This is a genomic window from Longimicrobium sp. (assembly GCF_035474595.1).
Classification (GTDB): Bacteria; Gemmatimonadota; Gemmatimonadetes; order Longimicrobiales; family Longimicrobiaceae; genus Longimicrobium.
The window spans coordinates 1-12,659 of sequence record NZ_DATIND010000068.1 but is presented as its reverse complement, the minus strand read 5'-3'; the positions used below and the strand labels follow the sequence as shown (position 1 = coordinate 12,659).

The following is a 12,659-nucleotide window of genomic DNA, read 5'->3' as shown; positions in this document are numbered from 1 at the left end:
GGCCCGCGGAGAATGACGATCCGGGCGCGGCGCCCGGACACCCTCCTCACCCGTACCCGCGCAGCGACCCATGCAGACCTTTCCGCCGGCGCTCCTGGAAGAGTGGATGCGGCTCTACTACTTCGCCGTCGACGCCGACATCGGCAGCAGCGGGGTGTCGGACTACTCGCTCGCCGAGGTGCGGGCGCTGCTCGGCATCGGCGTGGAGGAGATGGACGCCGTGGTCTTCCACGACAGCCAGACGCTGGGCGGCCCCGGCGTGCGCCGCGCCGCCGCCCGCCGCTGGGCCGGCGGCGAGGTGGACCGGGTGATGGTCACCCACGGCTCCACCGAGGCCATCTTCCTCCTGCTGAACGCCCTCCTCCGCCCCGGCGACGAGGTGGTGGTGCTCGACCCCGTCTACCCCGGGCTGGGCGACGTGGTGCGGGCCATCGGCTGCCGCCTGGTGCCGTGGACGCTGCGCCCCGGGAACGGCTGGCGCCCCGACCTGGACGAGCTGGAAGACGTGGTCTCGCCGCGCACCCGCATGATCGTGGTGAACTTCCCGCACAACCCCACCGGCGCCACCCTCACCCCCGGCGAGCAGGACGCGCTCCTGGCCGTGGCCGCGCGCGCGGGTGCCTGGCTGCTGTGGGACGGCGCCTTCGCCGAGCTCACCTACGACGCGCCGCCGCTTCCCGATCCGTCGGGCCGCTACGAGCGGGCGGTCTCGCTCGGCACCCTTTCCAAGGCCTACGGGCTTCCCGGGCTGCGGGTGGGATGGTGCCTGGCCGCGCCGGAGGTGCTGGAGCGGATGACCCGCGTGCGCGACTACACCACGCTGCACCTGTCGCCGCTGGTGGAGCTCATCGCCGAGCGGGTGATCGACGGCGCCGACCGCATCCTGGAGCAGAAGCGCGCCGTCGCCCGCCGCAACCGGCGGACGGTGCAGCGGTGGATGGACGAGCAGGGCGGCGCCATCACCTGGACCCTTCCGGCGGGCGGCGTGTGCGGCTTCCCTCGCCTGCACGAGGTGCCCGACGTGGAGGCGTTCTGCCACGCGCTGGCCCGCGAGCAGCGGGTCATGCTGGTGCCGGGCACCTGCTTCGGCTGGCCGGGGCACGCGCGCCTGGGCTTCGGCGGGTCCGCCGGCGCGCTGGAGGAAGGGCTGGGCCGCCTGGCCGAGGCGCTGCGCGCCGCCGCGGCGCCCGCCCTGGTCTGACACCGGCCTCGCGTGGTTGGCGAGGCTTCACGCGGTCGTTGCCGGAGTGATTCGAAAACGTTGCGAGCAGCAGCGGAAGACGCTGCCAAAACCCTCTCCGTCTGGAGGCGGAATGGACATCTCGAGGGTCGATCTGACCGCGGAGGAAGTGCAGGCGGCGCGCGCGCTGCTGGACGACCTGGCCGGCCGCCACGCGAGCGCCGAGGACGAGGGCTTCCTGAACGAGGCGGACCTCATCGCCCACGACCTGCCGCGGCGGGTGTGCCGGGCCGTGCGCGAGTTCCGGCTCTACGAGCCCGCCGGCGCCATGCTGGTGGTGAGCGGGTGGCCGGTGGACGAGGCGCGGATCGGGCCCACGCCCGCCCACTGGAAGGAGCACGGGCCGGAGAACGACACGCGGCACGAGGACATGCTCCTCCTCCTGCTGGGCTCGCTCCTGGGGGCGCCGATCGCCTGGAGCACGCAGCAGGACGGGCGGGTGGTGCACGACCTTCTCCCCATCCGGGGGCACGAGCACGAGCAGGTGGGCACCGGGAGCGAGGAGCTCATCACCTGGCATGTGGAAGACGCCTTCCATCCCTACCGCGGCGACTATCTGGGGATGATGTGCCTGCGCAACCCCGACCGCGTGCCCACCACCTTCGCCCCCATCTCCAAGGTGAAGCTCACGCCGGACCAGCTGGCGGTGCTCTCCAGCCCGCACTTCGTCATCCGCCCCGACAACTCGCACCTGCCCAGGAACGGGGGCAACGGGAACGGCCGGCCCCCGGCCGAGCAGGCGCTGGTGGAGAAGGCGTACCGCAAGATCGAGCGGATGTGCGCCTCGCCCGAGCGCATCCCCGTGCTGTTCGGCGACCCGGGCGCCCCGTACGTGCGCATGGACCCGTACTTCATGGACCCGCCCGATGACCCCGTGGCGCGCCAGGCCTTCGCGGAGCTGATGCACGGGGTCGACGCGGCGCTGGAGGACCGCGTGCTGGAGCCGGGAGACATCTGCTTCATCGACAACTTCCAGGCGGTGCACGGCCGCAAGCCGTTCAAGGCCCGCTACGACGGGCGCGACCGCTGGCTGAAGCGCATCAACATCGTGCGCGACCTGCGCAAGTCGCGCGAGGCCCGCGTCTCCGCCACCTCCCGCGTGCTCTACTGACGGCGGGAGTGCGATGCTCGCCCTGACGCGGCCGTACGAGCGCCGGGGTGGCGACGCGGGGAGCGGCCCCGGTCGGGACCCGGCCAGGCATGCGGGAGCGGAAGACAGGGGGAGATGGCGATCGCCTCGCGGGGCCGCCGGCCACCCGTTCGAGCCTTTCGCGGACGGGAAGACGCTGCAGGGCCGTCGCGATGCCGGGCCGCCGGATGACCACGGACGTTGGAACGTACCGACCTACGGAGACGGGCGATGCCGATCGTCGATTCACCACCCAGCCGGTCCCGGACGGACGCCCGCGTCCTCGCCCGATGGCGCGCGCTAATGCGCCTGCTCGGGGCGGCGGGGCGGGGGCGCGTGGCGGCCTTCGCGGCGCTGGTCGTGGTGGTGGGGCTGCTCCCCACGGGGGTGATCGTGCTCACCGGCGCGCTGGTGGATGCCCTTCCCGGCGCCGTGGGCGCCGGCCCGCGCTCGCCGCAGGCGCAGCCCGCGCTGCTGGCGATGGCGGGGCTGGCCTCCGTGCTGGCGGCGCTGGCGCTCGCCGGCAACACCCTGTCCTGGCTGGCCCGCGTGCTCGACGACGCGTTCGCGCTCGAGGTGCAGCGGGCGGTGGCCCGCGCGGCGCTGGGGCCGCCGGGGCTGGCTCCGCTCGAGGACCCCGCCTTCGCCGACGAGCTGCAGGCCGTGCAGGACGCCGAGCGCCGCGGCGTGCTGCGGCGGACGGTGACCGCGCTCTCCAGCGTGGCCACCACGCGGCTGCGCGGCTGCGGCGCGCTGGTGCTGCTCTTCGCCTGGAGCTGGTGGGCGCCGCTGCTGCTCGCGGCCGCCTGGCAGCTGACGAACCTGCTCTTCCTGCGGGCCACGGCCAACGGCATCAGCGTGCAGCTGAGCGACGGCGCCACCCGGATCCGCCGCGCGGAGTACCTGCGCGCCCTGGCGCTGGAGCCGCCCGCGGCCAAGGAGCTGCGCGTGTTCGGCCTGGGGGGATGGGTGGTGGGCCGCTACGGCGACGCCTGGCGGGAGGCGCTCGGCGTGGTCTGGCGCAGCCGGCGCGCCAGCCGCGGGCTCACCGCCGCCGCCACCGCGTCGCTGCTGGCCTCCCACGCGCTCGTGCTGGGGATGCTCGGCGCCGCGGCGGTGCGGGGCGAGGTGGATGCAGCCGCGCTCCTCGTGCTGGTGCAGGCCGTACTGGCCACCAGCGACCTGGGGATGCTGGACGACTGGCAGTGGTTCCTGGCGCAGTCGCTGGCCGTGGCGGCACGCGTCGTCCGCCTGGGCGACCGCGTCCCCCCCGGCTCTTCGCTCGACGCGGAGCCCGCGCGTCCGCGGCTCCCCGCGGCGTCTCCGGCGGCAGCGGTCGCGGCGGCAGCGGACGTTTCGCGGGCGAGCGCCCCGCGAGGCCGGGTGGCCGTGCGGCTGGACGGCGTCCGCTTCACCTACCGCGGCCGCCAGACGCCGGCGCTGGACGGGCTGAGCCTCGAGATCCCGGCGGGCCAGTCGCTCGCCATCGTGGGCGAGAACGGGGCGGGGAAGAGCACCCTGATCAAGCTGCTGTGCGGGCTGTACGAGCCCGACGGCGGGCGCATCACCCTGGACGGCGCCGCCACGCCGCTGCAGGCGCGCGGGCGCATCGGCGTCATCTTCCAGGACTTCGTGCGCTATCCGCTCCCGCTGCGCGAGAACGTGGGCTTCGGCCACCTGCCGCTCATGGCCGACGCCGCCGCGCTGGAGGGGGCGCTGCGCGACGCGGGCGGCGGCGCGCTGCCGGCGAGCCTGCCGGCGGGATGGGACACCCCGCTGTCGCGCGAGCTCGAGGGGGGCGCCGACCTTTCGGGCGGGCAGTGGCAGCGCGTGGCGCTGGCGCGCGCGCTGGCGGCCGTCCGCGGCGGCGCGGGCCTGCTCATCCTGGACGAGCCCACCGCCGCGCTCGACGTGCGCTCCGAGACCGAGCTGTTCGAGCGCTTCCTGGCGCTGACCCGCGGCGTGACCACCATCCTCGTCTCCCACCGACTCTCCAGCGTGAGGCACGCCGACCGCATCGTGGTGATCGACGGGGGCCGGGTGGCGGAAGACGGCACGCACGACGCGCTGGTGCGCGCCGGAGGGCGGTACGCGCGGATGTACGCGCTGCAGGCCGAGCGCTTCGTCGCGGACGCGCCCGCGGTTCGGGAGGCGGCCGATGCGTGAGAGCTGGCGCGCCCTCCTGCTGCTGGTGCGCACCGCCTGGCGCGCGGACCGCCGGCGCTCCGCGGGACTGCTGCTGGAACCCGTGGGGTTCCTGCGCTACCCGCTGTTCGGCTGGTTCCTGGGGATGATGGCCGACGGCGCGCTGCGGCACGACGCGCGGGGCGTGGCCGCGGGCGCGGCCGGGATCGCGGCCACGCGCGTGCTGGCCTTCGCGGGAGAGTGGACGGGCGCGTGGATCCGCAACCGGCTCATCGAGGAGGTGGGCTTCGCGCTGGACCGCGAGATCGCCCTCCTGGTGTCGGAGCTCCCGGGGCTGGAGCACCACGAGCGCCCCGACTACCAGGACCGGCTGGAGCTGCTGCGGCAGCAGCAGGGGCTCTTGGGCGGCTCGCTGAACGCGCTGATCTACACCGCCAACGTGGCGGTGGGCGCGCTCGGCACGCTGGTGGGGCTGGCGCTGGTGCATCCGTGGCTGCTGCTGCTGGTGCCCTTCGCGCTCCCGGCGCTCCCCATCGCCACCCTGACCCAGCGCTGGCTGGCACGGGCCGAGGCGCGCTCCGCCGCTCCCGCGCGCCGCGCCCGCCACCTGCAGGCCCTGACGGTGGATCGCAACGCCGGGATGGAGCTGCGCGTGTTCGGGCTGCAGCGCGAGGTGCTGGCCCGCTTCGGGGCGGCGTGGACCGAGGCCAGGCGGCCGGCGCAGGCCGTCGCCGGCCGGGCCGCCCTGCTGAACGGCGCGGGCGACCTGGTGTTCGTGGCCGGGTTCACCGGCGCCGTGGCGCTGATGCTGTGGCGGGCCAGCCTGGGGCGCGCCACGGCGGGCGAGGTGGTGATGGCCGTGTACCTGGCCCAGCAGGTGCGCGCCAGCATCGCGCAGCCGATCCGGCTGGTCGCGGGGCTGGGAGAAACGCTGCGCGCCGGGCGCCGCATGCTCTGGCTGCAGGACTACGCCCGCGACGCGGCCCGTGCCGCGCCCGGCACCCGCCCCGCCCCCGGGCGGCTGGCCGACGGCATCGTCTTCGAGAACGTCTCCTTCCGCTACCCGGGAACGGAGCGCTGGGCGCTGCGCGACGTCTCGTTCCGGATCCCCGCCGGCTGCGTGATCGCGCTGGTGGGCGAAAACGGGGCGGGGAAGACCACGCTGGTGAAGCTCCTCTGCCGCATGTACGAGCCCACCGAGGGGCGCATCCTGGTGGACGGCGTCGACCTCGCCGACATCGAGGCCGGCGCGTGGCGGAGCCGGCTCTCGGCGGCGTTCCAGGACTTCGCGCGCTTCGAGCTCACGGCGCAGCACACGGTGGGCGTGGGCGACCTGTCGCGGGTGGACGACCGCGACGCCGCCGGCGCCGCGCTGGAGCGAGCCGGCGCCGGCGGCGTCCTGGGCGCGCTCCCGGCGGGGCTCGGCGCCCAGCTCGGCGCGCGCTGGGAGGGCGGGGTCGACCTCTCCACCGGGCAGTGGCAGAAGCTGGCGCTGGGCCGCGCCCTGATGCGCCGTGATCCGCTCGTGGTCTTCTTCGACGAGCCCACCGCCAGCCTCGACGCCCTGGCCGAGCACGCGCTCTTCGAGCGCTACGCCCGCGAGGCCCGCTCCGGCGCGGCGCGCGGCGCCGTCACCGTGCTGGTGTCGCACCGCTTCTCCACCGTCCGCTCCGCCGACCTGATCCTGGTGATCGACGGCGGGGGGGTGACGGAGCTGGGCGGCCACGACGAGCTGCTGATGCGCGACGGGCTGTACGCCGAGCTGTACACCCTGCAGGCGCGCTCGTACGCCTGATCCGGGGGAGCGCCGTCCACGCGCCAGACGGCGGCCGAGCTTTGCCGGTGCATCACCCGGATGGTGAGGGCGCGAGTCCGCGGAGGCGGACTTCGGGCAGTCGTTGCCGCGAGCTCATCGCCCTTCCCACCCCGGTCCGGACCCACGACCGTCCATTCACCCGCACCACGGGGCAGGACAAATGGGACGTGACGTTTGTTTCGAGCGCGCGATCCAGTTCGCCGCGGAGCTGATCCGCATCCCCTCGCTCCCCGGCGAGGAGGGGGCGGTGGCAGGGCGGATCGTGGAGGAGCTGGAGGCGCTGGGGTTCGACGAGGCGCGCACCGACCGCGCGGGGAACGTCGTCGCCCGCATCGCGGGGGCGGGCGACGCGCCCGCGGTGATGCTCTCCTCGCACATGGACGTGGTCGACGTGGGCGACGCGGACGCCTGGGAATACGACCCGTACGCCGGGATCGTGGCCGGCGGGTGCCTGCACGGGCGCGGGGCGATGGACCTGAAGGGGCCGCTCGCCATCCAGCTGTACGCCGCCGCCGCCTTCGTGCGCCGGCGGCCCGCGGGCGACCTGCTGATGGCCTTCTCCGTCTACGAGGAAAAGGGCGGATGGGGGATGATGCACCTGCTGGAGAACGCCGGCGTGCACCCGGGCGCGGTGATCCTGGCCGAGGCCACCGGCGGCGACCTGTGCACCGGCCACCGCGGCCACGCCGAGCTGGCGGTGGAGATCCACGGCGTGGCCGCGCACGCCAGCGCCCCCGAGCGCGGCCGCAACCCCAACGACCTCCTCCCGCACGTCCTGCTGGCGCTGCGCGACCTGTCCGAGGCGCAGCCCGGCGACCCCGTGCTGGGGCGCGCCACGCTCACCCCCACGGTGGTGGAGTGCTGGCCGAAGAGCGGCAACGTCATCCCCGACCGCGTGCGGATCACGCTGGACCTGCGGGTGCTCCCGGGGTGGAACGAGGCGGCGGCGGTGGAGGAGATCCGCGCGCGGCTGGCGGCGCGGGTGCCGGTGGCGGCGGGCGTGCGCGTGGAGGTCCTCCCCGGCCGCGCCACCTTCCGCGGGTGGACGGGGTGGGCGGAAGAGAACAGCAACTTCACCCCCGGCTTCCTGGTCCCCGACGAGCACCCGGTGGTGCGCGCCGCGGCCGCCGCGCTGCGCGAGGCCACGGGGCGCGCCCCGCGGGTCCGGCCGTGGAAGTTCGGCACCGACGGCGGTCACAGCTGCGGCACGCACGGCATCCCCACCATCGGCTTCGCGCCGGGGTGCGAGGCGCTGGCGCACACCAACCGCGAGCGGCTGGAGCTGGACCCGGCGCGCGAGGCCTTCCACGCCTATCCCGGGCTGATCCGCGCCGTCCAGAGCGAGCTGGCGGCCACGCGGGGGATCCCGGTCCAGGGGGTGCGCGCGGCCCCCGTTCCCGACGCCGGAGCCGCCGCGGCTCTGCCGGCGCTGCAGCGGTCGATCTGAAACGGCGCCGCTTCCCGGATGCATCCCCGCCCGCCGCCGGGCCGGGGCGAACGAACCTCCACCGCCGCGGACGGCGGACACCGCAGGGTGTCCGCCGCCATCGCAGCGGTCCGACAACCACCGAGCGAAACGGACGAACGAGCCGATGAGCGACCTGTCCCTGGACCGGGCCATCCGCCTTCCGGCGGAGGTGAAGAGCGTGGAGCCCCGCGCCGAGGCGGAGGTGGATGCGTATCCGCTCACGCCGATGCAGGCCGCCATGCTCCTCCACGGCCAGCGCGAGCCGGGCTTCTACGTCCAGCAGTACGTCTGCACGCTGCGTGAGCCGCTCCGGGTTCCGGAGTTCCGGCGCGCGTGGCAGCACCTGTTCGCGCGCCATCCGGTGCTGCGGACCTCCTTTCACCTGGACGCCGCGCCCGAGCCGCTCCAGCGGGTGCGCGCGGGCGTGGAGCTCCCCTGGCACCAGCACGACTGGCGCGACCTGCCGGCGGCGGCGCGGGAAGACGCCCTCGGCGTCTTCCTGCGGGAGGACCGCGCCACCCCCTTCCGCACGGACGACGCACCCCTGGCGCGGCTCGCGCTCTTCCGGCTGGCGGACGAGGAGTACCGGCTGGTGTGGACCTCGCACCACGCGCTCCTCGACGGCCACGCGCGCCGGATCCTGCTGCGGGAGGTGTTCGAGGAATACGAGGCGTGCGTGGGCGGGCGGGAGCCCGCGGAAACGGAGCGGAGATCGTTCGGCGAGTACGTCCGCTGGCTGGCGGAGGCGGAGGCGGCGGACTCGCGGGCGTTCTGGGAGGAAGAGCTTCGCGGCTTCCACGCGCCCAACGAGGTCGTGGTGGAAGGCGACGGCGGCGAGCCGGGGCGGCGGGAGCGGCACACGCTGGAGCTCCCCGGGGAGCTGAGCGACGCGCTGCGGCACCTCGCGCGGTCGCGGGCCGTCACCCTGAACACCGTGCTGCAGGGTGCCTGGGCGCTGCTGCTCGGCCGCTACACCGGCGACGCCGATGTGGTGTTCGGGGCCACGCGGATGTGCCGCGGGGGCGGCTTCGCCGGTGCCGAGGGCGTGGTGGGGCTGCTCAGCAACACGGTCCCGGTGCGGGTCCGGGTCGACGACGCGGACACGGTGGCGGGCTTCCTGAAGCGCGTGCGCGCGCGCTGGGTGCGGATCCGCCCGCACGAGCGGACGCACCTGGCCCGCATCCAGGAGTGGCGCGGCGGCGGCGGGGCCCCGCTCTTCCAGACGGCGCTCTCGTTCGAAACCGAGAGCGCGCAGGAGGGGCTGCACCGCCTGGGCGGCGAGTGGCCGCGCCGTTCGTTCGACCTCCTCCAGTGGGTGGCCAACCCGCTCACCGTGGTCGCGTACGGCGGTCCGCGCATCGCCCTGGAGGTGCTGTACGACCCGGCCCGCTTCGGCGGCAGGGCGATCCGGCGGATGGGCGAGCACTTCACCCGCATCCTGCGGGCCTTCGCCGACGATCCCGCGCAGCCGCTGGGCCGCATCGAGATGCTTTCTCCCGCCGAGCGGCTGCACCTCGTCGAAGCGTTGAACCCGCCGGCGGCACCGGGCGCCGGGGGCGCGACCATCCCCTCGCTCTTCCAGGCCCAGGCGGCGCGGGATCCCGGCGCGGCCGCGGCCGTCTTCCAGGACGAGGCGCTCACCTACGGCGAGCTGGACCATCGCTCCAATCAGCTGGCGCACGTGCTCCGCAAGCGGGGCGTGGGGCCGGAGACGCGGGTGGGCGTGTGCATGGAGCGCTCGCTGGAGCTGGTCATCGCCCTGGCGGCGATCACCCGGGCGGGGGGCGCCTACGTCCCGCTCGATCCCGAGAGCCCGCCGGACCGGCTGCGCTTCGTGGTGGACGACGCGGGGGTCTCGCACCTCCTCTGCCACCGGCACCTGGCCGGGCGGGTTCCCGCGGAAGGGCTCGTCACCCTGATCGCCGATCCCCTGTGGGCGCAGGCCGCCGGGGAGAGCACGGAGCCGGTGCCGGTGCGGGTGGAGCCGCGCGGGCTGGCGTACCTGACGTACACTTCCGGCAGCACCGGCACCCCCAAGGGAGTCGGGGTGGAGCACCGCGGGGTGGCGCGGCTGGTCCGCGGCGCGAGCTACGCCGCGCTCGGGCCCGGCGAGGTCGTCCTCCACGCCGCGCCCCTCTCCTTCGATGCGTCCACGCTGGAGATCTGGGGGGCGCTCCTGAACGGTGGCCGCCTGGTGCTGGCCCCCGCGGCCACGCCCTCGCTCGAGGAGCTGGGGCGTACGCTGCAGCGGCACGGGGTCACCACGCTGTGGCTGACGGCCGGCCTCTTCCGGGCGATGGTCGAGGAGCAGCTCGAGGCGCTGGGCGGGGTGCGGCAGCTGCTGGCCGGGGGCGACGTGGTTCCCGTGGCGCAGGTGGAGAAGGCGCGGAAGCGCTTTCCGGAGCTGCGCCTGATCAACGGGTACGGGCCCACCGAGAACACCACCTTCACCTGCTGCTACACCGTCTCCGGCTCGTGGAACGGAGAGCCGCTCCCCATCGGGACGCCCATCTCCGGCACGCGCGTCTACGTCCTGGACGGGGCGCTGCGGCCCGTTCCCGAAGGGGTGCCGGGAGAGCTCTACGCCGGCGGGTCCGGGGTGGCGCGCGGCTACCTGGGCCACCCCGCCGCCACGGCCGAACGCTTCCTTCCCGACCCCTTCGCCGTCGAGCCGGGCGCGCGCATGTACCGGACGGGCGACCGCGTGCGGTGGCGCGCGGCGGGGGTGCTGGAGTTCCTGGGCCGCCTGGACGGCCAGGTGAAGATCCGCGGCTTCCGGATCGAGCCGGGCGAGGTCGAGGCGGTGCTGCGCCGCCACCCCGGCGTGCGGGAGTGCGCCGTGGTCGCGCGCGAGGACTCATCCGGAGAGCGGCGCCTGGTGGCGTACGTCGCTGGTGAAGCCGGCGCCGAGGCGCTGCGGCCGCACCTGCGGCGCACCCTTCCCGAGTACATGGTTCCCGCCGCGTTCGTCTCGCTCGGCCGGATCCCGCTGACCCCCAACGGGAAGCTGGACCGCAGGGCGCTCCCCGCGCCCGAGTACGGCTCGGCCGAAGGGCGCTCGGTGGTGCCGCGCACCCCGGTGGAAGAGGTCCTGGCGGGGATCTGGGCCGAGGTGCTGGGTCTGGAGCGGGTGGGGGTGGAAGAGAGCTTCTTCGAGCTGGGCGGCCACTCGCTGCTGGTGATGAGCGTGCTCTCCCGCGTGCGCGAGCTCTTCGCGGTCGAGCTACCGGTGCGCGCGGTCTTCGAGCATCCCACCGTGGCGGAAATGGCGGCGCGGGTGGAGGCGCTGCGCCGGGCGGGGCTCCCCGCGCCCGCGCCGCTGTCGCCGGCCGTGCGCGCGGGGGCGGTGCCGCTCTCGCCGGCGCAGGAGCGGCTCTGGTTCATCCACCGGCTGGACCCCGAGAGCGCCGCCTACAACGTTCCCGTCTTCCGCCGCCTGGAGGGGCCGCTGGATGTGCCGGCGCTGGCGCGCGCGCTGAGTGAGGTCGTGCGGCGGCACGAGGCGCTGCGCACCACCCTGGTGGAGGTGGACGGGGCGGTGGCGCAGTCCGTGGCGCCGCCGAGGGGATTCGTGGTCGCGGTGGAGGATCTTTCGGGGCTCGGCGAGGCGGAGCGGGAGGAGGCGCTCGCCCGCCGCGTCGCGGACGAGGCGGTGCGGCCCTTCGACCTCCGCTCTGGCCCCGTGTTCCGGGCGGCGCTGCTCCGGCTGGACGCGCGGACGCACGTCCTCCTCCTCTGCATGCACCACGTGGTGACCGACGAGTGGAGCATCGGCGTGCTCTTCCGCGAGCTGTCGGCGCTCTACGGGGCCTTCCGGGAAGGGAAGGAGCCGCCTCTCCCCGAGCCGGCGGTGCAGTACACCGACTACGCCCTGTGGCAGCGCGAGCAGCTCCGGGGAGCGGTGCTGGAGCGGCGTCTCGCCTGGTGGAAGGCGCACCTCGCGGGCGCCCCGGAGGTGCTGGAGCTGCCGGCGGATCGTCCCCGGCCGGCCGTGCAGTCGCTCCGGGGCGCGCGGGAGCGGTTCGGCTGCCCCGGCGAGCTGGTGGAGCGGCTGCGGGCGGTGGGGCGGAGCGAGGGGGCTACGCCGTTCATGGTGCTCCTGGGCGCCTTCCAGGTGCTGCTCTCCAGGTATGCCGATACCGACGACGTGGTGGTGGGAAGCCCGATCGCGGGGCGGACCCGCACCGAGGTGGAGGGGCTGATCGGCTTCTTCGCCAACATGCTGCCGCTGCGCACCGGCCTGGGCGGCGACCCCGCCTTCCGCGAGGTGCTGCGGCGGGTGCGCGAGGCCACGCTCGGCGCCTACGAGCACCAGGACGTTCCCTTCGAGCGGCTGGTGGCGGAGCTCCGGCCGGACCGGTCGCTGAGCCATTCGCCCCTGTTCCAGGTGACGCTCACGCTGGAGAACGGCGAGCGCTCGGGCGGAGACCTCCCGGGCCTGCGCGTCGTGCCCGTGGACGCGGACACCGGCACGGCCAAGTTCGACCTCTCGCTGATCGTGCAGGCGGACGCGCGCGGGCTGCGCGGCGAGCTGGTCTACAGCACCGACCTGTTCGAGCCCGGCACCATCCGGGCAATGGCCGGGCGGCTGGCGCGGGTGCTGGAGCAGGTCGCCGCGGATCCGGACACGCGCATCTCCGGCCTGGCGCTGATGAGCGGTGCGGAGCGGGCCCAGGTCGTGGCGTCGGGGCGGGCGGCCGCGTCGTTCCCCGTGGCGGAGCGGCTGGAGCGGCGCTTCGAGCGGCGCGCGGCGGAGCGGCCGGAGGCGCCCGCGCTGAGCTTCGAGGGAGCGACGCTGGCGTACGGGGAGGTGAACGAGCGCGCGAACCGGCTGGCGCACCGGCTGCGGGCGCTGGGGGTG

The 12,659-nt window shown here is 75.2% G+C and carries 6 protein-coding genes; all 6 read left to right on the top strand.

Annotated features, from left to right (window positions below):
* Positions 1-70: 70 nt before the first annotated feature.
* Positions 71-1,201, top strand: a complete 1,131-nt coding sequence (gene vioD, locus VLK66_RS12045; RefSeq protein WP_325309668.1) for a capreomycidine synthase — start codon at positions 71-73, stop codon at positions 1,199-1,201.
* A 112-nt stretch (positions 1,202-1,313) separates the two neighbouring features.
* A complete protein-coding gene (gene gntD / locus VLK66_RS12040; RefSeq protein ID WP_325309667.1) occupies positions 1,314-2,351 on the top strand; it encodes a guanitoxin biosynthesis L-enduracididine beta-hydroxylase GntD in 1,038 nt (345 codons plus the stop codon).
* A 321-nt stretch (positions 2,352-2,672) separates the two neighbouring features.
* A complete protein-coding gene (locus tag VLK66_RS12035) occupies positions 2,673-4,535 on the top strand; it encodes an ABC transporter ATP-binding protein (RefSeq protein ID WP_325309666.1) in 1,863 nt (620 codons plus the stop codon).
* Positions 4,528-6,309 (top strand): ABC transporter ATP-binding protein, encoded by a 1,782-nt coding sequence (locus VLK66_RS12030; RefSeq protein ID WP_325309665.1) that lies wholly within the window; start codon positions 4,528-4,530, stop codon positions 6,307-6,309. Before VLK66_RS12035 ends, VLK66_RS12030 begins: the two co-directional genes overlap by 8 nt.
* Positions 6,310-6,490: 181 nt before the next feature.
* Positions 6,491-7,777 carry a M20/M25/M40 family metallo-hydrolase gene (locus VLK66_RS12025; protein WP_325309664.1) on the top strand — a complete coding sequence of 429 codons (1,287 nt, stop codon included), beginning with the start codon at positions 6,491-6,493 and terminating at the stop codon, positions 7,775-7,777.
* 145 nt (positions 7,778-7,922) lie between these two features.
* On the top strand, positions 7,923-12,659 hold a 4,737-nt coding region (locus tag VLK66_RS12020; RefSeq protein ID WP_325309663.1), incomplete at its 3' end, for a non-ribosomal peptide synthetase.